This is a genomic window from Kushneria indalinina DSM 14324 (assembly GCF_003385845.1).
Lineage (GTDB): Bacteria > Pseudomonadota > Gammaproteobacteria > Pseudomonadales > Halomonadaceae > Kushneria > Kushneria indalinina.
This window is the reverse complement of sequence record NZ_QRDJ01000007.1, coordinates 57992-83412: the sequence shown is the minus strand read 5'-3', so window position 1 is coordinate 83412 and position 25421 is coordinate 57992. Positions and strand designations below refer to the sequence as shown.

The following is a 25421-nucleotide window of genomic DNA, read 5'->3' as shown; positions in this document are numbered from 1 at the left end:
GGAGCCTTTCGTGCCTTCCATCGCCTGGCGAGATACTCGTGAATATTATGGGCGGATCAGCCGTCTTTTTCACTGGCTGATGGCGGCACTGCTTCTGTGGCAGTTCTCCGGCATGATCGCGGCCAATCTGGTCGGTCGCGCCCCCTGGGTCTCCTTCATGGTGGGCAGCCACAAGAGCATCGGGTTTGTTTTGATGCTGCTGGTGGCGCTGCGCTCGACCTGGGGGCTTTGCAATCTTTCCAACCGCCCACCCCATGATCGGGGTGCCGAGATGCTGGTCGCCTTCGGCCAGCTTGTGTTGTATCTGCTGATGATTCTTGTGCCGCTGCTGGGCCTGACCATGAACTGGGCTTCCGGCAAGCCGTTGCAGGTCTTCGGAGCCCAGCTCATGAGTGGCGGTCGCGAAATGTCGGGGCTGGCAGAGCTCACCGCTCAGTGGCATGTCTGGATGGCCTGGACGCTGGGGGGGCTGATTACCGGCCATGTGCTGCTGGCCGTGGTATGGCACGGCCTGATCCGGCGCGACAACACCCTGCAGAAAATGGCAACCCGCCCGGATCACCTCTCCCGCTAGATAATGTCACACCTCGGATGCCGGCTCTGCGAGGGGTGCCGGGTCTTGCTGAAACCTTATTGAAGCCAGTGGCGGGGTAGCGGTTTTCAACGCACGCTGAATGAGCATTACGAACGTCCCTTCTGATAAAAATGCCAAGGAGTCTGTGAGTCATGTCCTTCAAGCCTTTCAACAAGTATAAAAAGCATGCCGTACATGCCGTGGTTGGCACCGGACTGCTGATGACCACCCTGGGTCTGGCCACGGTAGCCCAGGCGCAGCAGCAGGCGGCCGACAATGTCGAAACGGCGGCCAGCATCGAGCTTGATGTGCCCTATGTCCCCACGCCGCAACCGGTGGTGGCGGGCATGATGGAGATGGGCGAGGTCAGCGAGGGCGACCGCGTGATCGATCTGGGCTCCGGTGACGGGCGCATCGCCATTGCGGCTGCAAAGCTGGGCGCCGAGGTGCTGGGGGTGGATATCGACCCCGAGCGCATTGGAGAGGCCAACGACAATGCCGAGCGTGAAGGCGTGACCGACCGGGTCGAGTTTCGCCAAGAAGATCTCTTCGACACACCCATCGCCGATGCCGACGTTTTGACCCTGTATCTGCTGCCGACCATCAATCAGCAGCTGCGCCCCAAAATCCTGGCCGATATGGCGCCGGGTACACGGGTGGTGTCGCATGCCTTTGACATGGGGGACTGGCACAGCGATGAGCAGCGCACCATTGATGGACGCACCGTCTATCTCTGGCACGTGCCGGCGCGAGTCGAAGGTGAGTGGCAGATGATGCAGGGCGACACCTCCATCACCCTGACGCTGTCGCAGCGCTATCAGGAAGTTCGCGGCACCGCGCAGCGCGATGAGCAGGCAGTGACCGTGGGCAATGCGCGACTGCTGGGTGACCGGATCGCCTTTACTCTGGCCGACGGCGAGCACCATCAGCGCTTTTACGGGCGCGTCACGCAGGATCGCATCGAGGCCGTCGAGCCGATCGAGGCGCTGGAAGGTCCGGGAGAGCCAATGGATACGGACTGGCAGGCCAGCCGTGAATCCTGATTCTCCATGAGCGCAAGCGCCGCGACCGGCGTGCGTCGCTATCTGGGCGTGCCCGACGCTGTTGCCATCATGATGGGCGTGGTGATCGGCGTGGGCATCTTTCGCACGCCGCCGCTGGTCGCCGGTCACGTTGACAGCAGCTGGGCCTTTCTGGGGGTATGGCTGGCCGGCGGGGTCGTGATGCTAATGGGGGCGCTGTGCTACGCAGAGCTGGCCTCGCGCTATCCTGATGCCGGCGGCGAGTATCACTTTCTTTCCCGCGCGCTGGGTCAGCGAGTGGCCATTTTATTTGGCTGGGCGCGCGGCACGGTGATCCAGACCGGCGGCATTGCCGCCGTGGCATTTGTGTTTGGCGATTACGCCAGCACGCTCTTCTCGCTGGGTGAGCACGGCCCGGCAATCTATGCCGGTCTTGCCATTATGGTCTTTACACTGATCAACGTGGCCGGTACCCACCAGGGGCGCCTGACTCAGCGGCTTTTCACCCTGACGACCGTCGCACTGATGCTGGGGGTGATCGTGCTGGGCCTTGGCAGCATGGAAGGCCACACCCTGTCCCAGCGCAGCAGTGCCCCGATGGGCGATGGCTTCTCCGCGCTGGGCATGGCCATGGTGTTTGTCCTGATCACCTACGGCGGCTGGAACGAGGCGGCCTATCTGTCGGCCGACATGCGCTACCCACGGCGTGATATGGCCCGCGTGCTGGTCATGGGGTCCGTACTGCTGATCATTTTGTATGCCCTGATCAATCTGAGCTATCTGGGCGTGCTGGGCCTTGAGGGTCTGCGAGGCAGTGACGCCGTGGCATCACACATGATGCAGGTCATCCTGGGCGATGCCGGGGCGCTGGCCATGACGGTGATCGTCATTGCCGCCACGCTCTCCACGCTCAATGCGACGCTGTTTACCGGGGCGCGCGTCTACTATGCGCTGGGGCGCGATCTGCCGCCGCTGAGACGGCTGGGGATGTGGAGCCAGCGCGGTGACAATCCGGCCAATGCGCTGGTGGTGCAGGGCATTCTGTCGCTGGTGCTGGTGGCGCTGGGCGATCTGCATCGCGACGGCTTCGAGGCCATGGTGGATTACACGGCGCCGGTGTTCTGGGGCTTTCTGCTGCTGGTGGGCATATCGCTTTTGATACTGCGCCAGCGGGAAGGGGGCGACGGGGCGCGGGCGTTTCGCGTACCGTTCTATCCGCTCACGCCCATCCTGTTTTGTCTGGTCTGTGCGGGACTGGTATATGCCAGCCTGATCAACGCCGGGGCGGGCGGTGTGATCGGCGTCACGATCGTGGCGCTCGGGATTCCGCTTTTGTACTGGCGCCGCCGCGAGGCAACGACGGCGACGTAGCGCCGTCGCAGTCGTTTTCTCGCCAGCCGTCGCAGCCGTCTCTCACGCTAGTAGTAGCGCTCCTTCCAGCGCTGCACCTTCACTTCATCCTTGAGCACGTCCAGCACCTCGACCAGCACCTGCTCGAGCGCCTGATAGTCGCTGGTGCTTTTAGGCGCGCTGCGATCGATGGTGCGGTTGGCCAGCTCCTCGACCAGTGACCGGAAGTCCGGCGACCGGATGCCGATGACCGCTTCCCGGATCAGTCGACTGGCCACGTCGGCCATTGCCTCATCCATGGCCTCGACCACCTGCGCGCCCATCGGCAGCCGCTGAAGGCTGCGAATAGTGGGGTTTTCTGTCACGGCGCGGTGAATCAGACCGCTGACCCAAGTGTTGAGATCGTTGCGGTGCTCGGCATAGCTTTCGCCCAGCACACGCTGCACACGAAGCGAGACGTCATCGATGAGTTGCTGCTTGCGGGGCAGCAGGACCTCGTCGGTCACGCGCTGGGATAGATTGCCCTTGGACAGAAAGCCTTCCTGCACATCGGTCAGCATCCGCACGATGACGCGATCGGAGAGCTCCTCAAGCACGATCTCGTAGTATTTGTAGAAAAACCGGTAGATGCCCCAGGTGCGAATATCGATCAGGCGCGTACGCTGCAGGCGAATCAAGAGCCCGATAATACGCAGGACACGCAGCATGCGCAGACCGCCGACCGGGATGCAGCCGAGCACGTCATACCAGTGCACGAACGGGTAGAAAAACCAGCGGTGATAGCGCTTGTCCCAGATAGCAAAGGCCCAGCCGCCCAGCACATCCAGAATGAAAATGCCGACAAACCAGAGATCGATGGTCTCGAAGTTGGCGTTCAGCCAGGCACCGCCCTGCTCGAGAGACGGCGAAATGGCCGAGAGCATGGCGCGAAAGGGGCCGGTCAGATACAGCGTGTCAAAGAGGATCAAAAGCAGACTGGCCGAGACCAGCACCATGATGATCAGATCCCAGACAAGATAGAACTGCTCGCGCCAGCGCGGGACGTTGCGCCGGTGGTGAGGCTTGTCCTCCTCGGGGGCATCGCCGCGGGGCTGATCGGCCCAGCTGTTGGCCGGCGGGTAGCGATCGCGCTGGTTGCGATCGTCTGAAGGGGAGTCCTCTTGATGCATGTGTGCCTCCTTGCGTGAGAGGCTATCTCAGATGCTTGAGCGCTCCGCGTCAAGTCGCGGGCGCTCAAACAGGTGATCAGCATCGGGATTTCAGGATCAGTAAGGCTTACGGCCCTCGTGGCAGTTCGCGCTTATGCGCCGTGCGCTCATAGGTGCTGATGATGCGCTGCGCCGCGTCATCATCGATCTTCTTGCCTTCAAGAAAGTCATCGATCTGATCGTAGCTGACGCCCAGGGCGTCCTCGTCGGTGCGCCCCGGGGAGAGGGACTCCAGATCCGCGGTCGGCACCTTGTTGACCAGCGCTTCAGGCCCGTCAAGCACGCTGAGCAGGGCGCGTACCCGGCGCTTGTGAAGGCCGGCCAGCGGCGTGATATCGCAGGCGCCATCACCGTGCTTGGTGAAAAAGCCCATGACCGCTTCGGCGCCGTGGTCGGTACCCACTACCAGACCGTTGTGTCGGCCGGCCACGGCATACTGCGCGATCATGCGGGCGCGTGCCTTGATGTTGCCGTGAACGAAATCGCGCTGATTCTCATCGTTGAACTCAAGGCTACCCTGCTCAAGGCCTTCGAGCATGCCATCCGCCGAGGGCTTGATGTTCACATCAAGCTGCTTGTCGGCCCTGATGTAGTTGATGGCGGTCTGGGCGTCGTCTTCATCATGCTGCTCACCGTAGGGCAGACGCATGGCATAAAAGGTGGCGTTGCCGCCGCGCTCGCGGACGCGCTCCACGGCAAGCTGGCACAGGCGTCCGGCCGTGGTGGAGTCCACGCCGCCGCTGATCCCCAGGACCAGGGCCTGGGTGCCGGTGTCTTCAAGGTATCTCGCCAGGAAGTCGATGCGACGTTCCACTTCCTGTTGAGCATCGAAGTTCTGTTCGATATCGAGGGCGTCAATAATCTGCTGCTGGGTGGTCATGGGCGATCATCATCCTGCGTGCAGTGAATGTGGTACTACTGACAGCGTAGCCAGAAATCGGGATCGATAAAATTCCGGTCACGCGTCAGCCGCGTTGTTCAAACACTGCTCATGATAATGACTGACGCGCGAAAGCGCATGGCGTGCCGCGGCAAGACGCACTTCATTGCGATCGCCGTCAAACTGCCGGGTTTCACAGAACAGGTGGTCGCCTGCTTCGGTGCGAAAGGCCCAGGCAAAGCAGACGGTGCCGATGGGCGTGCCATCATCGGACGGTGCGGGACCGGCGATGCCCGTATTGGCCACGGCAATGGTAGCCTGCGTATTGTTGAGCGCCCCCTTGGCCATCTCACATGACAGGACTTCGCTGGTCATCGAGTATTTTTCAAAGATCTCTTCATCGATATGCAGATAGCGCTGCTTGGCCTCGGGGGAGTAGACCACCAGTCCGCTATCAATGAGATGCCCCGACCCGGGGACGCTTGCCAGCTCTGATAGGATCAGGCCCGCCGTGCAGGATTCTGCCGTGGTCATGACCTGCTCATGCTGCTCCATATAATCGATCAGCGCCTGGATCATGCTGTCCTTTTGGTTGGCCATGTGTTTCCTCCTGAAGCACGCCATGGGGTATGACCCGGCAGGATACGCCTTCGAAGGCGCTTGATATTTAACCGAGGACATGAAGGCTGTATTTCAGATGTAACGCCACGCAAGGGAGTGTGCACGCACGGTAGCGCAATAGCGTGGCTTGAACGCATTTATAAATATAAATCAACAATATTGTGCCTACCGTAACCCCCATCAATGCCAGGCTAAAGAGGACACTGAAGGCAATCGCCATTCATGTTTCAGATGCAGGAGACGCATCCATGACGATCGAGCAAGGACGTGACGTACACGATACCCGGGGCAATCTGCTGGGCAGGGTCAAGGCCGAAGAGGGCGACCATCTCAAGCTGGCAGATGAGTACGGCAAGCACATCTGGGTACCTGTCGATATGGTGCACGACAGTAACGGACTGACCGTGGATCAGAAGGCGGAAATTCTGAATGCTGATCCGACCATCGATAGCGACATCAGTGATGTGGATGAAGAGATGGAGGAAAGTTTTCCTGCCAGCGACCCGCCGAGCTTTACCCCCGAGCGTTGAAAGCAGGGCCCCGCCATATGGCGGGGCCTTTTGTATGCTGGCAACCTGTATATCGACAAAATGGCGCAGAGGATGAACGCAGAGTGCTACGCCAGTGTGTTGGATGATGCGGCAAGGGACAGTACACGAACGTTGTACTGGCGAAACGGGGCCAGAACCTGCTCATCAATGGCATCAGTGATGAGCGTCCATGCCGCCGGCAAGGGCGTCCAGTGCTGCTGGCTGGTTCGCCCCAGCTTGGTATGATCGGCCATGACATAGCACCTGGCACTGCGACCAATCATCAGCTCCTTGAGCCAGGCCTGTTCGGGGCTGGCCTCGCACAGACCCAGATCGGCGGTGACCCCATCAGCGCTCACGAAAACCCGATCGACCGACAGTCGCGCCAGCATGGCCTGGGCAGCAGGGCCCATGGTGGTCATGCTGGACATGCGCACATCACCTCCCAGCACGGTCACCCGGCCTTCGGGAAGCCGCTCGAGCGCCGATAGCGCGGCCAGATTGTTGGTAATGACATGCAGCCCCTGACGCTGGTGCAGCACTGCAGCCAGTGCGGCGGTGGTGGTACCGCCATCCAGCAGCAGCGTGTCGTGATCCCTGATCTGCTCGAGTGCCAGCGCCGCCAGCTGTGCCTTGACGCCTTCCTGGTGCGACTGGCGCTGTGACAGTGTCAGCTCCGGCTCGCGGGCGCCAATGTGGGCGGCGCCGCCATAGGTCCGCACGATCAGGCCCTGTTCGGCCAGCGCCCCCAGGTCGCGCCGCACGGTCGCTTCCGAGACGCCAAAATGGGCACACAGGGTCTCTACCTCGGTCATGCCGGAGAGCACCGCTTTCAGCATGGCCTCGCGACGGCGGGCAACCTTCATCCTGACTCCTTGAAGCAAACAGACATCACGACATGACTCTATCAGTTCCCGGCCGTGTTCGGCGTCTGGCTCAGGGAGGTCTGATGGCGGGCGGCAAAGATATCGGAAAGCTCCGGCACGAATTTTTCGCCATCCCCCTGGGCTTCTGCACTGGCATAAAGATCCCGAACGGCCCTGGCGACGCCGGCGTTCACGTTCATCGCCTCGGCAAGTGAGGCCAGGTAACGGGTATCCTTGTGGGCGTTGGTCAGGGTAAATCGATGGGCGTCGCGGTCACGCTCCAGCACGTACTGGAAGAAGGTGCGATAGAAGCCGCAATCCATGCGCGAGCCGCGAATGACGCTATCAAACGTCTCCGGCGTGATGCCGGCTTTGGCACCGATGGTCAATGCTTCGGTGAAGATGGCGCCATAACCCATGGACAGGAAGTTGTTGAGCAGCTTCATGGTGTGCCCGGCACCGACCGGGCCGACGTGCAAAATTCTGGCGGTCCAGCTCTCCAGCACCGGACGTATGGCCTCGAGAGTCGACTCGTCGCCGCCGACAATGGCCTGGAGTTCTCCGGCGTCGGCCTGGGTGGGCGTGCCGCCCAGCGGGGCATCCATCAGCGTGATGCCATCCTCGCTCAGCGAGGCGGCAAGCTCGCGGGTCACTGTCGGCTCGGAGGTCGAGCAGTCGACGATGACCAGGCCCTGACGGCCCGCGCTCCGGGCGCCGGCGCGAATCCCTTCATCCCCCTCGATCAGCGCCTGAACCTGCGGCGCCCCGGTCACGCAGAGAAAGATGATGTCGCACTCGGCGCCCAGCGCCGCCGCGTTGTCGGCCTCCTCGGCACCTTTGGCGACGAGATCATCGATGGGCTGGCGGTTACGATGCGCCAGCACCCTGAGTGGGTAGCCTGCCTTGAGAATATTGCCGGCCATACCGGCACCCATGAATCCGAGTCCTGCAAAACCGATGATCGCCATGTCTATCTCCCCAAAGTGGATGAGTCTCTGTTGCCGGGCCCGTGATTCAGGCTGCCCCGGCATCGTGGCGGCTGGCAAGCTCTACCGCCTGGCGCAGCGCTTCAAGCATGCTGCGTTCATCGGCGATGCCGCGGCCTGCAATATCAAACGCCGTGCCGTGGTCCACCGAAGTGCGCACGACCGGCAGGCCAACCGTGACGTTGACGCCGGCCTCCAGCCCCATCACCTTGACCGGGCCGTGCCCCTGATCATGATACATGGCGACCACGCAGTCGAAGTCACCGCGTCCGGCGCGGAAAAAGAGCGTATCCGCCGGCAGCGGGCCTTCCACATTCCAGCCGCGCGCGCGCAGCACCTCGATGGCGGGCATGATCTTCTCTTCCTCCTCACCATAGCCAAATAGCCCGTTCTCGCCGGCATGCGGATTGATGCCGCACACCGCGATGCGCGGGTTGTCGATACCGGCGCGGGCCAGCGTCTCGTGAGCACGTTCGATGGTGCGCTGGACCAGCCCCGGCTCGATACGGGCGATGGCATCGATAATCCCTAAATGAGTGGTGACGTGGATCACCTTCATTTTCGGCGTCACCAGCATCATCGACACCTCTTCGGTGCCGGTCAAATGGGCCAGCAGCTCGGTGTGTCCGGGGAAAATATGCCCCCCGGCATGCAGGGCCGCCTTGTTGAGCGGTGCCGTACAGATGGCATCGAGCTGGCCCTGCTGGGTCAGTGTCACCGTGCGGGCGATATATTGATAGGCCGCGTCACCGGCCACGGGCGAGACCTCGCCGTAGGGCAGATCTTCGGGGATCAGGGCCAGATCAATGCAGTCGATAACGCCGGGCTCGAAGCGGGCCTGATTCGGCTCTTCGATGGCGGCAATCGTCACCGGGCTGCCCAGACGCGTGGCAGCGTCGCGAAGGCGGCCGGCGTCACCGATGACCAGTGCCCGACACTGCTGGTGCACCGAGTCGTGGGCCAGACTTCTGACGATGATTTCAGGGCCAACGCCCGCGGCGTCGCCCATGGTAATGCCGATAACGGGGCGGTCTGTCATGTGTGGGGTTCCTGGTAGAGTGGTGGCCGTCTGCCGGGAGCGTCCGGCGCGCCACAGGCGGGCCAGCGCGTCCGGGTCGCCGAATCCGCCGGCCTTGGTGATGACCTCGAGCGACGTCGGGCCAGGGCCTGTCATGCGTGCCATGCCGATATCCGGGGCATCCAGAAGTGTGAGCTCGACAATGTCGGCGGCGGTCAGGATGGCGCGAGCCGTGGCACCTCCCGTGGCGATCAGACGGGAGGCGTGAGGCAGCAGGGGCGAGAGCAGCTCGCCGAGGCGGTCGCTGAGCTGCGATGCTTCCTGCGTGTTGCGATCCTCGCCCTGCACCAGGCGCACCAGCACGTCTCGACCTGAGCGCAGCGCCTGTTCGATACGCCGCTGAAGGGCGTCATGCTCATTGCCTGAAACAGTGGCCCGCAGCAGGGCAGCTTCCAGCGATACAACTTCCAGCGACGCTCCGGCCAGCGTCTGAAGGGCATCGGCCTGACGGTGAGAGACGCCGCTCATGCTGCCGACCACGATCAGTGTCGGCCCGGTCGGATGAACTGTCGCCGGCGAGCCGGTGGCTGTCGTGGCGGGCAGCAGCCCGAGGGCTTCAGGCAGCGCCTCGCCAAGCCCTGCCGAGCCTGCCCAGAAAACGCTGGAAAGCGGCACCGAGGCGCGCGCGATGCGGGCAAGATCGTCCCCGGTCAGCGCATCGCAGACCACGGCCTGAACGCCCTCGCGCTGCCAGCTCGCCAGACGCTGCGTAACGGCCTCAGGCGGCTGGTGCAGGTCATCAAGCGTCAAAAGCGCGGTCTCAAGGCCGGTCTGTTTCAGCATGGCGACCAGGTCGGCACGGCCGGTCATCCCCTCGTTGGTCCATACCTCGCAGGCCTCGACCGGACAGTCATCGAGATACTGGCGACCCTGACGCGTCGTGCGACCGGTGGCCGGAAAGGCCGGTGCCACGATGGCCATGCCGGCCAGCGGGATCAGTGCGGCAAGCTCGGCGGCCACGTTGCCGCGCAGGGTCGAGTCCATCTTCTTGTAGAGAGACGCATGTCGACCCTGCCAGTGCTCGAGACAGTCGCGACTGCGCCGTGCGGCCTGCGCCGGCGCACAGCCCCGGGAGTCGGTATCGATGGCGATGACGTCGGCCGGGGCCTCGGCGGTGGCGTTTAAAAGAACCTGCGTGGTCAGCCCCGCACTGCTGCAGGTCACCGCCGAGTCGGCGGTGCCGGTCAGGTCATCGGCCAGGATCAACAGCCTGGTGCGGTGACGGGGGCGGTTTGAGGCATCGGCAGAGCGGGGCATGGCAGTAACCTCAGGCCTTTTGATCGTTTCGATAATTTTAAGAGGTAAAATGATCGAAGCGATAAAAAAGGGCAAGCGTTCTATCGTTTTCAAAAGGTCTACATTTTACTCATGCTGATGAAAATAAAAGAATAATTTTTCGGAGGCGGCCGGTTGGCGGGCGTGATCGAAACGACGATAACGATCACCGCCCGGCGGGGCAGGCATCGTCGCCGCCCGCCGGGAGTCGTTGTCACCCTTATGGCTCAGGGTGTGGCACGACAGGGCTCAGTCCGACGTGCGCTGGGCCGTCTGAACGTGTTCAAGCACCCGGCTCAGCGACAGGTCATGAGCGAGCGCCAGACGGCGCACGTCTTCGTACTCCGGCGTTCGGCGCAAGACGGTGTCTCCCAGCAGACCGACCTTGATGCGCACCTCGCCCAGCGGCGTCGTTAGCGTCTCGATATGGCGCTTGAGAATGCGGCGCTCACATATCTGTCGGCGCACGCCAAAGGTGGGCGTATGGATCAGCAAAAGCCTTTCAAGCCGGTCGGCATCTTCCGTCCGGGCCAGCACGGTCACCAACACCCCGGGGCGGGACTTTTTCATGGTGACCGGCGTGTGAAAGACATCCAGCGCCCCGGCATCCATCAACAGCGTCAGCGCATGACCGAGCTGCTCGCCGGTGGCGTCATCGACCTGGCAGGACAGAACCGTGATCGATTCCCGGGTAGGTGTGGGGTCGCTGCCCTGACCGGACGAGGCACCTACCGCGTGATCAAACAGGACGGCCCGCAGCACGTTGGGATGCGTCGGGTTGCGATGGCCGGCGCCATAGCCGATACGCGTGGGTGCCTGTGCCGGCAGGGCGCCAAAGCGGGATACCAGTACCCCCAGAAAGGCCGCGCCGGTGGGTGTGGTCAGCTCGCCCGGCGCATCGAAGTCAGACAGCGGGACGCCCTTTAAAAGCTCCAGCGCGGCCGGGGCCGGAATCGGGAAGCGCCCGTGGGCCATGGAGACCACGCCGTGGCCGACCGGAACCGGGCAGGCGGTGATGTCATCCACCCCCAGGTGTTCGAGCGCCAGACACACGCCGATGATGTCGATGATCGAATCCATTGCGCCGACCTCGTGCAGGTGCACGTCCTTCGGGTCGATGCCATGAATGCGGCCCTCGGCCTCGGCGATGGCGGTAAACAGCGCCGTGGCGCGTATGCGCACCCGGTTGGGCAGGGCCGACTGCGCCAGCATATCGAGAATCTCGCCGGCCGGGCGATGCGGGTGGTGATGCGTCGCGCCACCGTGTTGATGGTCGTGGTCGTGGTCGTGGTCGTGGTCGTGGTCGTGGTTGCCATGACCGTGGTGATGATCGTGATGAGACTGAGTGTGATGAGAGTGATCATGATGGGACTGGTTGCCATCCAGCTGGATCGACAGCAGCCGCGCGCTGATGCCGCAACGGTCCACGCGCTCGCTGGAAAGCCGAAAGCCATCGATGGGCAGGCGACGCAGCTCGCGATCGATAAAGGTTTGATCGGCGCCCAGATCGATCAACGCAGCCAGCAGCATGTCGCCGGCGATGCCGAAGGTGCAGTCGATGTGCAGTGTGGTCATGATCCGGACGTGTCCTGTGGCGAGGCAAAGTGAAGGGGCGTGTCCTGTACGCCGCGCGCGGCCAGGCGCAGAATGCCGGCCGCCTGCCAGGCGGCGCCAAAGCCGTTGTCGATATTGACCACGCTCATGCCGGTGGCGCAGGCCGAGAGCATGCCCAAAAGAGCCGTCACGCCCTGCAGGCTGGCGCCATAGCCCACCGAGGTCGGCACCGCGATGACGGGGCTGTTGACCAGGCCGGTCACGACGCTGGGCAGGGCGCCCTCCATACCGGCCACCACGATCAGGACATCGGCGCGGGTCAGCGCCTGACGATGCGCCAGCAGCCGGTCGATGCCGGCCACGCCCACATCACTCAGCCGCGGGGCGTGAACGCCCAGCCATTCCAGCGTCTGCGCGGCTTCTTCGGCGACCGGCAGATCCGAGGTGCCGGCGCAGACCACCGCCGCACTGCCGGGCAGCGTCTGCGGTGCCCGGCCCCAGTGGAGCAGGCGGCTGACAGGGTCGTAGTGGCCGTCAGGATGATCGCGCAGGACGGCTTCGGCGCGCGCCTCATCGACGCGGGTCACCAACGCGCGCTGATGGCGCGCGAGCAGGCGGGCCACGATCGCACTGATCTGCTCGGCGCGCTTGCCTTCGCCAAAGACCACTTCCGGCACGCCGTTGCGGGCTTCGCGGTCATGATCGACGCGGGCAAACCCCAGATCGGAAATGAGCTCGGGGGGCCGGTCAGACATGCAGTGTGTCCTCCTCATGACGCAGCAGCCGGTTCATGCTGCCGCTGCGGTAGCCGGCCAGATCCAGCGTCACCCAGGCATAGCCCAGCTCGGTCAGCGTCTCGACCACCCAGTCGTGATGTTCCAGCAGCAGCGGCATGTCCTCGGGTGTGACCTCGATTCGTGCCAGTTCGCCGTGGTGGCGCACGCGCAGCTGCGTCACACCAATGCGGCGTATGCGTCGCTCGGCTTCGGCAATGCGCTCAAGCTTTTCAAGCGTAATGCGCTCGCCGTAGGCCACCCGGGAGGAGAGGCACGCCAGCGAGGGCTTGTTCCAGGTCGGAAGCCCCATCGCCTGGGAGAGTTCGCGAATTTCGGCCTTGTAGAGATCGGCTTCATGCAGCGGGCCACGTACGCCGTGCTCACGGGCGGCCACGGTGCCCGGGCGGTGCTCGCCGTCATCATCGGCAATCAGACCGAAGACGATGTTGTGAAAGCCGGCCTCGACCATGACGGGCGCCAGATGGGTAAAAAGGCCCGTCTTGCAGTAGTAGCAGCGCCGGGCATCGTTGTCGGCGTAGCCGGGGATGGCGATCTCGGAGGTCTCGATTACCCGGTGCGGCGCGCCCAGCTGCTCGGCGAGCGTTCGCGCGGCGTCGAGCTCCTCGAAGGGGTAGGACTCGGAGTCTGCCGTCACCGCCAGTACCCGGTCCGTGCCCAGGGTGTCCAGCGCCACGGCCAGCAAAAAGGTGCTGTCCACCCCGCCCGAGAAGGCCACCACCACATCCCCCATGTCGCGCAGCATCGTGCGCAGCGTTTCAAGCTTTTGATCCAGCGCCCGGCCGTCGCTGACCGCGTGCTCAAGCTCGGGACCGGATCGGGGGGCGGCGTTGACCATTTGGCGGGCAATCAGCTGATCGCTCATGTTACTCTCCTGACGTTCAGGCGTTGTCGTCTTCCACGGTGGCATTGTCATCCACGTAGGGCACTGTCAGCGGCCCCAGCGGCATGACGGCCACGCGCATGTTCTCGCCATAACGCGCCTTGAGGGTCGCAAGCGTCTCCTCAAGATCATGGACCGGCGTCATCATGGCCAGCTGCGCCTGGTCATCGCTGAGCGTGGAGTAGAGCATGACATCCGCCCAGCACTGGATGACGGCCTGTTTCTGAACCTGCCACTGATCGAGCATGCTGAATTCCGGATTTTCGATCATCTCCAAAAGCTTTTGCGGCGAGTCGGCCATGCCGAGAATTTCGGCAAAGCGGCCGTGGTCGGGCAGACCATCCGAGCACTCGGCGGCCATGAGAATGGTGCCGCCTTCGCGAACGATCTTGTGCGCCGCGCTCATGCCCTTGACGGCCTGATAGAGATTCTGGTCCAGCGGATAGCCGGAATTGCCCGTAATCACCACGTCAAAGCGCTCGTCGCAGCGCACCATGGCGTGCTTGAGCTCATGGTCGCAGCCCCGGCGGTGCGCCTGCGTCATGTCGCCGGCAAAGACCTTCGTGATCGCCTTGTCGCGATTGAGCGTGACGTTGAGCATGAAGTGCGGCGGGCACAGCGCGTTAATCTCGCGCGTCATGGCCTGCAGCGGATTGTCTGCCATGTTGCCCCAGGTCGAGCGGGGGTCGCCGATCATGCGGGCGTTATGAAAGGTCAGAATGGTCTCAAGCCCGGCAATGCCGGGCATGATGCCCTTGGGACCGCCGGAAAAGCCGGCAAAGAAGTGCGGCTCGATAAAGCCGGTAACGATGCGAAAATCGGCCTCGACATAGCGCTTGTTGAGCCATGACGGGCAGCCGAAGCTGTTGTCGCCAACGTTGACCAGCTCATCGTAGTTGTCGCAGTGGTTGTTGATGATCTCGATGTGATCTACCACCCAGTCGCCCAGCATGGTGCGCAGTTCTTCTTCGGTCTGGTCACGGTGGGTGCCGGTGCCGTTGATGATGACGAACTGCTCGTGCGGCACGTGGCCGAGCGTCTCGATCAGAAGGGGCACCAGCACGTGATTGGGGGTAGGGCGGGTGATGTCGCTGATCACGATCGCCACCCGGTCGGTGGCCTGCACCATATCCCTGAGTGGCGACGTGTCGATGGGGGCGTCGAGGGCGTCTCGAACGGCCTGCTGCGGTGACTCAAGGGCCGGCTGTGCCGGCGGTGTCACGATAAAGGCGTCATCCGGCACTTCGAGTGCCAGCTCGCCCCGGCCATACAACAGTGAGGTCTTCATGTGCGCTCCCGACGTCATGCCGGCACGGGGCCGGCACAGGCTATAACGGATGTCATGGCATAAGGGTTGTCAGCGTAGCTTACGCGCCGGGTTCGGAAGAGGCATCCACCCTGTCGGCTGTCCGTGCCGGCTCGTCTTCCAGCGTGCCATCGATACCGCGTCGGCGCTGCCAGCGGTCGATGATGATCACGGCCGCCGGGCCGAGAATGGCCGTGGTCAGGGTGGCAATCGAGATCTGTGAGGTTGCCACGTTGACCAGGTCCTGGTAGCTCTGGGCCTCTGCAGCACTCATCATCCCGGAGCTGGCTGCTACGGCGGCGGCTGCGGCGATGGCCGCCGGGGTGCCCGCCGCATTGCCGGCCGTGGTGGCTTCGGCCACCGGGGCGATCACGCTGCGTTCACGACAGGCCCTGAAAATCAAAATGCCGGCGGCACCGGTCAGCACCGTGGTCATCACGCCCAGCAAGAGGCCCGCGCCCACGACCTGCGGGTTGAAGAACACCGCCAGATTCATGTTGGCGCCAAGAGCGAAGGCGAAAAACGGCACCGGCAGGATTTCGCCGGGTTTGAGAAAGGTTCGAACGTCTTCATCCAGATTGCCCAGCAGCATGCCCAGCGCAATGGGCAGCAGCACGGCAATAAAGGCGATCATGGGGAACTGCGAGCCTAAAAGCCCCAGCGACATGAGCGTGAAGAAGGGGCCATCGTTGAGCGAGAGAATCGCTACGGCGCCGGTGTCGGAGCGGTTGCCGTACTGGCTGGTGAGTGCGGCATACATACCGCCGTTGCCGTTGGTCATGGCGGCGATGATGGCCACGGTCGACAGGCCCAACAGGCCGTTGATGGGATCAAACATGAAGCCCAGCGCCAGACCCACGGCAAGACCGGTCAGATACTTGGCACTGACCAGCAGCAGCCCCTTCTTGAGCGCCTTGCCACCGACGCGCAGATTCATCTGGCTGCCCGAGCAGAACAGAAACAGTGCGATCAACACCAGGGCGCCGTCCTTGAACAGCTCCTGGGAAAAACCGCCGATACGCAAGAATTCATAATTGCCGCTGTCGGTCTGGCCGGCGCCCAGCCACTGCAGAACCGCCGTAATCCAGGGCAGATGGAGCTGGTCGATGGTATTGAGCGTTGCGCCAAGAATCAGCGGCACCACCATCAGACCGCCTGGAACCTTTTGTACCGTGGCAAGCAAACGCATGGGCATGTCTCCCGCTGATCATGACAAATATCTGCAAAGCGCAGACGTGATGATTGAAACGAGAGAAAAAATGATTGAATCGATCAGGATGGGCAATGCGACCAACGTGGCATCGTTATATCAGCGCAGGCTTTTCTACCTGTCAGTCCGGACGGTTACGGATCCCGGGTCAGCCTGTCGCGGCGCTTTCTACGACCAAAGAGAGGTGCGCCGCAATGAGCTGTCGAGAAACTCTTGCCGTCATCAGGTCAGCGGCAGGGCCTGATCGGCCTGGTGCACGCGCCCGCGGCCGGCATGCTTGGCGCTGTAAAGGGCCTGATCGGCCAGTTCGATCAGGGTGCTCATGTCACAGCCCTGGCGTGGCGCTTCGATCAATCCGGCCGAGAACGTGAGATGCTCGATCCGGTCATCGCCAACCGTCATGGACCACTGACCGAACTGCTCAAGGACTTCGTTGAGACGCATCATGGCAATGCCGGCGTTGGCCCCCGGCAGGACCACGATGAACTCCTCGCCGCCGTAGCGACACGAGATGTCCGTGGCGCGCAGTCGCTGGGTCAGAATCTCGCCCAGCGCCACCAGCACCTGGTCACCAGCGTCGTGCCCCCAGGTGTCGTTGAGTCGCTTGAAATGATCCAGATCCAGCAGGGCCAGCGAGACCGGTGACTTATCGCCGGCATTTTCAAGCAATCGGGGCAGCGTTTCGTTGAGATAGCGCCGGTTATACAGCCCGGTCAGCGCATCACGATAGGCGTGATCGGTCAGCTGGCTGCGCAGGCGCAGGTTGATCAGCGTCAGCGTCAGAATGCGGGCGGTTTCATCGGTCATGCGCTCGAGACGATGGCGGTCCTCGTCATCCAGCGGGGCCGCCTGCAGGGTCATGCGCCCCAGGGCACCGGTGGTCGTGGTCAGACGCTGGCGATATTCAAAGGCCGGCTGCGCGGCCAGCGCGCTGCCCCAGGTGATGCAGTGGGCCTGATCCAGCTCCTCGATGCGCAGGGCCAGCTCGCCACTGGTATCGGGAAAGCAGCGGGGCAGATACGCCTCCAGCAGCGGCACGACCCCGGTGATGTCGTTGAGCTCGAACAAATGCGTACTCAGCTCATTGAGATGCTGACGATACAACCCGTCGCGGGACAGACGCTGATTGAGCAGCACCAGCCCCTGCTCGGCCTCCTTGCGCGCCGTGATGTCATGGACCATCTCGTAGATCAGCGTTCTGCCGCCGATCACCACGGGGGCCACAAACACTTCGACATCGCGTGTGGCGCCATTGCCCATGCGATGGCGCGTCTCGAAATGCCCTTCGTGCTGTACCAGTGTCTGTTGGGCGCGCTCGCGGCGGATGGCCTGAGGGGTCAGCGAGATGTTCTGCATGGTCAGCGTCTTGAGCGTGTCCAGCGAATACCCGTAGTAGTCACTGGCGGCCATGTTGGCATCGACGATGACACCGTTTTCAGGATCCACGAGCAGCTTGATGGCATTGCCGCTTTCAAAGGTGCTGCGATAAAGGCTCGCGTTTTCGATCAGCAGTTCGGTGGCCTGCTTGCGGGCGCTGATATCCTCGATCAGCAGCAGGTAAAGATGCTCCTCCGGCAGCGCCGCGACCACCCATTCTGTCCAGAGTGGCTGATGTTTGCTGCGTCCATGGCCATATAGCGTCATGCGAAGCTCCCGGTGCCAGGTGCTTTCGCGCCGCTGCGTGGCGTCCTGTTGCTGCCATTGTTGCCAGTGGTGCAGGACGTGGTCGTGATCCTCGGCGCTTACCCACTGCCAGATGCTTTCCTCACCGATAACGATCTCGTGTGGCGCCAGCAGCTGATCCAGCATGCGGTTGTGCTGATGCACCACGCCCTGGGTGTCGATGACCAGCATGCCAATGGGGGCAGTATCAAACAGGGTCTGCAAACGCTTTCGGGTTTCTGCCAGATACTGTTCCTGCTCCCGACGCGTCTGAATGTCGATGGTGGTGCCTACCACACGTATGGCGCCCTCTTCATCTTCAGAGGCAATTATCTGACCGTTGGACTGTACCCAGCGCCATCGCCCTCGTGCATCCAGCATTCGGTACTCGCAGTGCCAGCCCTGGCTTTTGCCCGTCATATGGGCTTCAAAGGTATCAAGCACGCGGTCACGGTCATCCGGATGGACAAGACGTTCGCGCCAGGCACTGGCCGCGCGCGGCAATTCGCCATTGCGATAGCCCAGCATCTGATGAAGATGAGACGAGGTAAAGACGCGATCGGCACCGATATCCATGTCCCAGACGCCCGTGCTGGAGCCTGCCAGCGCGAGATTCCAGCGCTGCTCCTGGCTGGCCAGACGGGCTCTGGCATCGTTCAGGGCCTGCCAGGGGTAGCGCAGATGGCTTAAAAAGAGTGCGTGAAAGATCAGCAGGTAGGAGATGGCCTTGTAGATATGGCCCAGCACGTTGAACTCATCGTTGGCCGAGCCGTAGAGCGTAAAGCAGATCTCGGCCAGCGCCGTGACCCAGGCCGCGACCGTGAGCATCTCGCGGTCGCGCTGCTGACGCAGACGCGAAGAGCGCAGCAGGATGATACCGGCAAGCACGCTTATGCCGGCCAGCCCCCATTCGAGTGCGATCTTGAGCGACGTCAGACCCTTTTCGGGGATATAAAGCTCCGGCAGATGCTGCGGATAACCGAAGATGGCCACCAGTGCCAGAGCGCCTGCGGCAAGAAACAGCATCAATATCAGGCGCGAAAACCGGGCGGGCTGATCCGATAGATGGGAAAGCGACAGCAGCAGCAGGGCGCTGATGGCACTCAGACGTCCCAGCAGCCAGAAGTAGATCGCCTTGTTCAGCGTGTTGGGCGAGAAAAAATCCGCCATGCCGGGCATGGAGAACAGATGCAGGCTGTCCATCACGGCCGACAGGCCCAGCAGGGCGCCGACGCACAGATACTGGGTGGAGAGCGTTCGATAGCTGTTGAAAATGGCAAGCGTGGCCAGTACGGCCACGATGACGCAGGTCAGCTCCACCAGGGAATGAAATCCCAGATAACTCTGCATCAGGCCGAAGACCTGCTCGCCCGGCAATATGGTCAGCAGGATCATGAGTCCCAGCAGCGCCCAGAAGAGGCTGCCCAGCGGGCCGACCAGCAGATGTTTAAGGGCTGTCTTGAGCGTTGCCATTCCACCGTCCAGCGTTAAGAGGCGCAAGGCTGCATATTAGGCCAAAGGACATCAGGCGCTAATTCACGAAAATCGCGCTTTCCTGGGGTTTATTCGTTGGAACGGCCGTGGCTTGTCGGGTCCGCCCACTGCCTCCTGCGTCTGATCAGATACATCAGACCCAGCCCCAGCGAGCGCACCAGAGTGAATGTGGTAAAGGCCAGCCACAGCCCGTGATTGCCCAGTGGCTGGGTCAGCCACCAGACGGGCAGGTAGACCAGCAGGGCCAAAATGATGGTGTCGCGCATGGCCCGGGTGTCCGTGGTGCCAATGAATACGCCATCGAGCAGATAGCTCCACACGGCAATCAGCGGCATGACGACCAGCCATGGCAGGTAGTGCCCGGCCAGCTGACGAATGGCCTCGATATCGGTCAGACGCGCGATCAGCCAGGGGCCGCCAGCGCTGAAGGCCAGCGCTGCCACGACCGCCGTGAACAGTGAGAACACCGCACAGGCGCGCACCGACAGCGCAAATTCGTGCCAGTCGCGTCTGCCGGCCGCCTTGCCGGTCAGGGCTTCGGCGGCGTTGGCAAACCCGTCCAGGCCGTAGGACACCATCATGACCAGCTGCATCAGGATGGCATTGGCAGCCAGTGTCTGATCGCCCAGCTGCGCGCCCTGGGAGGTAAAAAAGGCCATCGCAAACAGCAGACACAGAGTGCGTACGAACAGGTGACGATTGACGCGAAAGAGCTCACCGTAGGCCTTGAGACGCTTGAGCGGTGTGCTGTCGAACCGACCACTCAGGGTTTTCAGTTCCCGTCGTACCAGCCACAGTCCGAAGGCCAGCGCCGTGTAATCACCGATCAGCGAGGCGGTGGCCACGCCCTTGACGTTCATGTCGAGACCCACCACCAGCACAATATCCAGCACGATGTTGACGCTGTTGGTGATCAGCATCAAAAGCAGGGTGACGCGGGCATTCTGACGCCCCAGAAACCAGCCGATGATGGCGTAATTCATCAACACCGCGGGGGCGGAGAAGATACGAACATGGGCGTAATCGGCGGCCAGCCGCGCGGTCGCCTCGCTGTCAGGCTGCAAAAGCCAGAGGCCAAAGTTGATCAGCGGCGCCGACAGTGCGATCAGGGCAAGCCCGATGATCACACCAATGAGCAGGGACTGCCCGAGCAGATTGCGCATGGTCTGATCCTCGCCGCGCCCGGCGGCCTGCGAGGTCAGGCCGGTGGTACCCATGCGCAGAAAGCCAAATCCCCAGAACAGAAAGCTGAACAGCGTGCTGCCCAGGGTCACGGCGGCCAGGTAGCGCGCGTGAGGCAAATGGCCGATCACCGCCGTATCCACCAGCCCCAGCAGCGGCACGCTGGCATTGGAGATGATGATGGGCCATGAGAGTTGCCAGACGTCGTGCAGGCGCCGTGGAAAGGTGAGAGATCGAGCAGGGGACATGAGAATACCAGCCGGTTTGTGCCCCTGGAGCTTGCCACAATGACGTCGTGGCGTCAGTAAACTGTCAGGTATCAGGAAAAATGGCATTGACCCTTTAAAGCATGGGGATATTTGCCTAAGGTAACCCCTGTTTCAGAACAGGGTTTCAAAATCCCGTGACTGCCGCAGGGGGGCAAACAGGCGCCATGCGCCTGCAGATGCCTGCATGCGAGCCTCTCATCATAACAAGCTCGATTCGGCAGGGCGGTGCAGGATCACCACCGACCTCTCAAGGGATCGACATTCGGGAAACGCCATGAACTTTCAAGGATACATGCCGCCACGCAGGTGTGCGCTTACGCTGGCCCTGTTGGGTACGGTCATGGGGACTGCCTCGGCCCGGGCCGAGGCGGTCACTGACCTGGACTATATCGACCCCGGTATTCAGCAGCCCACGGCCCGGCACGAACTTTATAACGATCGCGACAACGGTATTCGTCTCAGCGGTGGACTGACCTTTTACGGCTACGGTGCCACGACCCGTAACGTCAATTTTGGCTCATCCAGCGGGATCGATGGCGCGACGCCGACCGGCAAGCATCCGAGCTGGTGGGAGCTGTCGGCCACCCCCACGCTGCGCGGCGAGATCGATGCCGGTCAAAGCGTGGTTTTTGCCGGCGTCGTGGGCGTGGGCAGCATGACGCGCGGCAGTGCCTACGGCGATGCCTCGGGTGCCACGCCTGATCACCCGGAGGACACGCGTGTTGATCAGGCCTACATCGGCTGGCGCAGCGGCTCGCTGCTGGCCGATTCGCTGGGTGAGGATGCGCTGACCTTCTCGTTCGGACGACAGCAGTTCATGTTCGGCGAGGGCTTTCTGGTCGGTGACGGATATACCGATACCGGCAAGTACGGCGGTTACTGGAACGGCCCGAGTCAAGGCTTCAAGAACGCGGCTGTCGCCTCGATCGACAGCCACGGCTGGCACGGCGACCTGTTTCACCTGGAGCAGGATCAGTACGTGCAGGGCGGGCCCGATGAGGAAACCTCGGCCAACGGCGTCAACGCTGAATATACCTTTACCGATCGTGCCAAGGTCGGTGGCGCCTGGTTTCATACCTACGACAGCGATATTGCCGGACGCGACGGCATGGATGTCTGGAACGTGCGTCTCAAGGGCAAGCCGCTGGCCAGCGTGCCCGGACTGGCACTGGGCGGGCAGTATGTCAGCCAGAAAAATCGGGACGCCGATATCGATGATGATGGCTGGTATGTTCAGGCCACCTATACCTTTCAGGACGCCCCCTGGTCACCTGAAATCGCCTATCGCCATGCCCGCTTCAGTGAAAACTACGACACCCTGTTTTACGAATTTGCCGGCGGCTGGGGCAACTGGTTCATGGGCGAGATCACCGGCGAATACATGCTGTTCAACACCAACATGAAAATCGACATGCTGCGTGCGTCGGTATCCCCGCGCGATGATCTCGAGACCGGCATCATTGGCTATCGCTTCCGCCTCGATGACCCGCAGGCCGTCGGCGCCAGCGATTCCGACTTTGCCAAAGAGGTCAATCTCTATGCTGACTGGAATATCAGTGAGCAGGTGACCCTGTCAGGGGTATACGCGGTCGCCTTCCCGGGCGATGGCGCTCGTTCGCGCTTTGGCGGCAATGACAATACCTCCCAGCTTTTTGAGCTGTTTGCCACCTATACCTTCTGATCTCTCGGCCATGCAAAAAGGGCGGCCCGCGGGCCGCCCTTTTTTTGGATCGATCCTTTTGGAGCCATCGATGGTACCGGGGTGTCAGCTTTCGACAGCGGTGATGCGCTCGTATTTTTCCATCAGCTGCTCGCGTGATTCCTCGCGTTCGGGATCAAGCGGAATACAGTCGACCGGGCAGACCTGCTGGCACTGCGGTTCGTCAAAGTGACCGACACACTCGGTGCACAGTCCCGGGTCGATCACATAGATCTCCTCACCCGGGGAAATGGCATTATTGGGACATTCCGGCTCGCAAACGTCGCAGTTGATGCACTCATCGGTGATCATCAGGGACATGGTAACCTCCTGGTTCGCGCGCGCCGTTCATGAGCGCTGCGCGGCTGTCATCCGCCGGCCCGCGGCCGTCTGCCGAATCAGGTGCTGCGAAAGTGTTCTTCCAGCGCCTGGGCAATGCGGGGATGCACCATCGTTGAAACGTCACCGCCAAGGCGGGCAATTTCACGCACGATGGTGGATGAAATATAGGAATTCTCGACTTCGGGCGTCAAAAAAAGACTTTCCACATGGGGTGCCAGTGCCCGATTCATGTTGGCCAGCTGCAGCTCGTACTCGAAATCGGAGACGGCGCGCAGCCCACGCAGGATAATGCGTGCCCCGACGCGATCCACCAGCTGTGTCAGCAGGCAGCTGAACCCCACGACCTCGACATTCTCGAGATGCCCCAGAATCTCTCGGGCCAGGGCGACCCGCTCATCCAGCGTCAGGGTCGGCTGCTTGCGCGGGCTCTGCGCCACGGCCACGATCACCCGGTCAAACATCGAGGCGGCGCGCTCGATCAGATCGGTATGGCCGTTGGTAATCGGATCAAAGGTCCCGGGGTACACCACAATGTTCATGTACAGACTCCATTCATCCCCGACACGCTGGCCACCTTACGCCGGTAATCGCCCTTGATGATACCGTCCTGCGCCCGACAGATGGTCGGGCGGCCCGGACATGCCGGGGCCGGGAGACTACTGTAAAGCGCCATGAACGACAAATTCGGCTGCCGGACCGGCACAATGGTTCTTCCCGGTCTATTGATCGAGCGTTCCGAACGGGTTGTCAACATCAAGCGATATCGGCTTGTGGTAGCCGGGGATGCGAATGTCCCGGGCACCGACCTCAAGTTCGGGGCCTTCCAGCACGCCCTCACCAAACCGGTAGATCGGCGAGAATTCGCCCTTTTGTGACTGCGCCTCGAACTGTGCCTGGCGCTCCTGTACCTGTTCACGACGCCGACGCCACTGGGTCATGGCCGCTTCGCCATGGCGCTGGGTCAACAGCCGTTCGGTGACTTCGGGTGAGAGCAGCGGGGCGGTGGCGTTGTTGCCGCCAAAGCCCTTGGCGTTGATGAAGCTGACATCGGCGCGAAACTCGCGGTGCTCGCTGAAGATGTCCAGTCGCTCACCATGAACGTCGTCCGCCACGGCGTCCAGAGTAAAGATGCCCGGCAGCAGATCGGTCCTGAAGCTGCCCAGCGCACTCATCAGCTGATCGCCGGCCGCACTGCCCTGGGAGTGCCCCAGGTAGGCCTTGACGGCCGCCACCGGCCAGTGCTCGATGCCGTTGGCGCGCGCCACGCTGTCGAGCACATGCGATTCGGTAATGCGATTCTTGGGCGTGCTGGTGCCATGGGAATGGATATAGCTGCGCTCGCGAACGGCCTTTTCGCCCAGAATGCTGCTGGCCAGCGCCACGCTCTTGCCCAGGGTGATGTAGTTGCCGATGCCGGGCGCCGAGATGGAGCGCTTGTAGCCGTCGGCATTGATGAAGACTTCCGGCACGGCGCCCAGGATATCGGCGCCCAGCTCGAGGGCCAGGCTGTCATCCATGAGCATGACAAACTGGGCGGACTCGGCGATGGTAAAACCGCAGTTGCGCGCAAACGGTCGGCAGACGCGCTGATAGTCCTCGTCGGTCAGAAGCTCCAGCGCATCGAGCGCCTTGACGCTGGCATCATCGGCCAGTGCGCTCATGACGCGAAAGCCTTCCACGATTTCCGGCGTGATGGGCGCATCTGCCGTACCGACCATGACCAGACGGCGCCGGCCCATGCGAATGTCATCCACGCCCAGGCGCAGGTTGTACAAAAAGGTCGCACAGGCACCCTGCATGGCCCCGGTGGCGCCCACGCTGCCCAGCACGTAGGCATTGAGGAAGTCGGCCGGCATCTGCCCGTAGCCCAGCGGCATCTGCTTGGAGGTGGTGCGCTGACCGGTCACGAAACTGTTGAGAAGGCCGCCCCAGCCCTGAGCATCGAGCTGTCCGATCGAGTTGCCGGCATAGACGGCGATCTGATCGGGGTCGAGCTTCTGGCTCAGCTCGTCCCATTCGTAACCGCTCTGGCCCAGGCAGTCAGAAGCCGCAAAGATGGTCATCGACAGGGCACGCGGGTGGTGCACGCTGCGATAGAAACGGGCCGGATCAAAGCCGGTCGGCAGCTGGCCGGCACTCTTGACCAGCGCCTCGCGCCGCTCCGGCAGCAGCACGTTAAACTCGCCGGCCGGTACGGTCACGCTGACACGACGCTCGTCGATCGCTTCGATCTGCCAGTGCGTCGGCGGATTTTCGGGTAACTGACGGCGGCTGAGACTGACCCTGAGAGGGGCATCGAGCGTCAGACTGGCCTGACGGTTGGCCGGGATACCGGCGTCGGCAAAGCGCTCGTCCTCGATACGACGAATCAGGGTATGACGAAGCACATGCGCTTCGTGGCGGTCTGCCAGAGTGGCGTCATCAGGGGTGTCGCCGTGATCAGCCGTCCCGTGTTGTCCCATCAGACGGGCAATCCCCGAGAGGGTATACTGTCGGGTCTTTTCCGGCAGCGCATCGATCACGGTCCGGTAAAAGGACTGATGACCGGACGTTCTGCCAGCGGGATTGATACCGCCCATGCCGACGATCACCGGTAACTGTGACAAGCCGAAACCCTCGTGTTGATGCCTATAAAG

At 62.3% G+C, this 25421-nt stretch carries 22 protein-coding genes; 6 read left to right on the top strand and 16 right to left on the bottom strand.

The window, feature by feature from the left end; translation table 11 throughout:
- Positions 1-10: 10 nt before the first annotated feature.
- The 3 genes from C8D72_RS07045 to C8D72_RS07035 all read left to right on the top strand — a co-directional run bounded on the left by C8D72_RS07045 (position 11) and on the right by C8D72_RS07035 (position 2967).
- Positions 11-574 carry a cytochrome b gene (locus tag C8D72_RS07045; RefSeq protein WP_115853718.1) on the top strand — a complete coding sequence of 188 codons (564 nt, stop codon included), beginning with the start codon at positions 11-13 and terminating at the stop codon, positions 572-574.
- Between the two features lie 152 nt (positions 575-726).
- On the top strand, positions 727-1617 hold the full coding sequence (locus C8D72_RS07040) for a methyltransferase domain-containing protein (protein ID WP_115853717.1): 891 nt from the start codon (positions 727-729) through the stop codon (positions 1615-1617).
- A gap of 6 nt (positions 1618-1623) precedes the next feature.
- Complete coding sequence (locus C8D72_RS07035; RefSeq protein WP_115853716.1) at positions 1624-2967, top strand: APC family permease; 1344 nt, start codon at positions 1624-1626, stop codon at positions 2965-2967.
- A gap of 47 nt (positions 2968-3014) precedes the next feature.
- On the opposite strand, the gene C8D72_RS07030 is transcribed toward C8D72_RS07035, so the two are convergent.
- From C8D72_RS07030 to C8D72_RS07020, 3 genes are all read right to left on the bottom strand, one after another.
- A complete protein-coding gene (locus C8D72_RS07030; protein ID WP_211308797.1) occupies positions 3015-4115 on the bottom strand; it encodes an ion transporter in 1101 nt (366 codons plus the stop codon).
- Between the two features lie 106 nt (positions 4116-4221).
- Positions 4222-5034 carry an ammonia-dependent NAD(+) synthetase gene (gene nadE / locus C8D72_RS07025; protein WP_115853715.1) on the bottom strand — a complete coding sequence of 271 codons (813 nt, stop codon included), beginning with the start codon at positions 5032-5034 and terminating at the stop codon, positions 4222-4224.
- Between the two features lie 78 nt (positions 5035-5112).
- Positions 5113-5634 carry a CinA family protein gene (locus C8D72_RS07020; protein WP_115853714.1) on the bottom strand — a complete coding sequence of 174 codons (522 nt, stop codon included), beginning with the start codon at positions 5632-5634 and terminating at the stop codon, positions 5113-5115.
- 269 nt (positions 5635-5903) lie between these two features.
- On the opposite strand from C8D72_RS07020, the gene C8D72_RS07015 reads away from it, so the two are divergent.
- The gene (locus C8D72_RS07015) at positions 5904-6185 is read left to right on the top strand and encodes a hypothetical protein (protein ID WP_115853713.1); all 282 of its coding nucleotides are present in this window, start codon (positions 5904-5906) and stop codon (positions 6183-6185) included.
- A gap of 86 nt (positions 6186-6271) precedes the next feature.
- Here C8D72_RS07015 and C8D72_RS07010 read toward each other — a convergent pair whose 3' ends face one another.
- The 8 genes from C8D72_RS07010 to C8D72_RS06975 all read right to left on the bottom strand — a co-directional run bounded on the left by C8D72_RS07010 (position 6272) and on the right by C8D72_RS06975 (position 16116).
- Complete coding sequence (locus C8D72_RS07010) at positions 6272-7051, bottom strand: DeoR/GlpR family DNA-binding transcription regulator (RefSeq protein ID WP_115853712.1); 780 nt, start codon at positions 7049-7051, stop codon at positions 6272-6274.
- Between the two features lie 41 nt (positions 7052-7092).
- Entirely contained in the window at positions 7093-8019 is a 927-nt protein-coding gene (locus C8D72_RS07005; RefSeq protein WP_170140529.1) for an NAD(P)-dependent oxidoreductase, read from the bottom strand.
- Between the two features lie 46 nt (positions 8020-8065).
- Positions 8066-10372, bottom strand: coding sequence for a 4-hydroxythreonine-4-phosphate dehydrogenase PdxA (pdxA, locus tag C8D72_RS07000; RefSeq protein WP_115854442.1), 2307 nt, complete (start codon positions 10370-10372; stop codon positions 8066-8068).
- A 267-nt stretch (positions 10373-10639) separates the two neighbouring features.
- Positions 10640-11965, bottom strand: coding sequence for a nickel pincer cofactor biosynthesis protein LarC (larC, locus tag C8D72_RS06995; RefSeq protein WP_115853711.1), 1326 nt, complete (start codon positions 11963-11965; stop codon positions 10640-10642).
- Entirely contained in the window at positions 11962-12699 is a 738-nt protein-coding gene (gene larB / locus C8D72_RS06990) for a nickel pincer cofactor biosynthesis protein LarB (RefSeq protein WP_211308796.1), read from the bottom strand. Before larB ends, larC begins: the two co-directional genes overlap by 4 nt.
- Positions 12692-13603 (bottom strand): ATP-dependent sacrificial sulfur transferase LarE, encoded by a 912-nt coding sequence (larE, locus tag C8D72_RS06985; protein ID WP_211308795.1) that lies wholly within the window; start codon positions 13601-13603, stop codon positions 12692-12694. The genes larB and larE overlap by 8 nt, the downstream gene beginning before the upstream one ends.
- A 16-nt stretch (positions 13604-13619) precedes the next feature.
- Positions 13620-14909: a nickel-dependent lactate racemase gene (gene larA, locus C8D72_RS06980; RefSeq protein ID WP_115853709.1), complete on the bottom strand. Its 1290-nt coding sequence runs from the start codon at positions 14907-14909 to the stop codon at positions 13620-13622.
- A gap of 79 nt (positions 14910-14988) precedes the next feature.
- Positions 14989-16116 carry a 2-keto-3-deoxygluconate permease gene (locus C8D72_RS06975; RefSeq protein WP_115853708.1) on the bottom strand — a complete coding sequence of 376 codons (1128 nt, stop codon included), beginning with the start codon at positions 16114-16116 and terminating at the stop codon, positions 14989-14991.
- Between C8D72_RS06975 and C8D72_RS06970 the strand changes: the two genes are divergently transcribed.
- Positions 16100-16381 carry a hypothetical protein gene (locus tag C8D72_RS06970; RefSeq protein ID WP_147301506.1) on the top strand — a complete coding sequence of 94 codons (282 nt, stop codon included), beginning with the start codon at positions 16100-16102 and terminating at the stop codon, positions 16379-16381. The genes C8D72_RS06975 and C8D72_RS06970 overlap by 17 nt on opposite strands.
- Here the strand turns inward: C8D72_RS06970 and C8D72_RS06965 are convergent.
- Positions 16360-19272, bottom strand: coding sequence for an MASE3 domain-containing protein (locus tag C8D72_RS06965; RefSeq protein WP_115853706.1), 2913 nt, complete (start codon positions 19270-19272; stop codon positions 16360-16362). The genes C8D72_RS06970 and C8D72_RS06965 overlap by 22 nt on opposite strands.
- An 89-nt stretch (positions 19273-19361) precedes the next feature.
- The gene (locus C8D72_RS06960; RefSeq protein WP_115853705.1) at positions 19362-20723 is read right to left on the bottom strand and encodes an MATE family efflux transporter; all 1362 of its coding nucleotides are present in this window, start codon (positions 20721-20723) and stop codon (positions 19362-19364) included.
- 295 nt (positions 20724-21018) lie between these two features.
- On the opposite strand from C8D72_RS06960, the gene C8D72_RS06955 reads away from it, so the two are divergent.
- Positions 21019-22425 carry an alginate export family protein gene (locus tag C8D72_RS06955; RefSeq protein WP_147301505.1) on the top strand — a complete coding sequence of 469 codons (1407 nt, stop codon included), beginning with the start codon at positions 21019-21021 and terminating at the stop codon, positions 22423-22425.
- Between the two features lie 84 nt (positions 22426-22509).
- Here C8D72_RS06955 and C8D72_RS06950 read toward each other — a convergent pair whose 3' ends face one another.
- The 3 genes from C8D72_RS06950 to C8D72_RS06940 all read right to left on the bottom strand — a co-directional run bounded on the left by C8D72_RS06950 (position 22510) and on the right by C8D72_RS06940 (position 25364).
- Positions 22510-22764: a YfhL family 4Fe-4S dicluster ferredoxin gene (locus C8D72_RS06950; protein ID WP_086621909.1), complete on the bottom strand. Its 255-nt coding sequence runs from the start codon at positions 22762-22764 to the stop codon at positions 22510-22512.
- Positions 22765-22841: 77 nt separating this feature from the next.
- Positions 22842-23324, bottom strand: coding sequence for a pantetheine-phosphate adenylyltransferase (gene coaD / locus C8D72_RS06945; protein ID WP_115853703.1), 483 nt, complete (start codon positions 23322-23324; stop codon positions 22842-22844).
- A gap of 180 nt (positions 23325-23504) precedes the next feature.
- Positions 23505-25364 carry a beta-ketoacyl synthase gene (locus C8D72_RS06940; protein ID WP_115854440.1) on the bottom strand — a complete coding sequence of 620 codons (1860 nt, stop codon included), beginning with the start codon at positions 25362-25364 and terminating at the stop codon, positions 23505-23507.
- Positions 25365-25421: the final 57 nt, after the last annotated feature.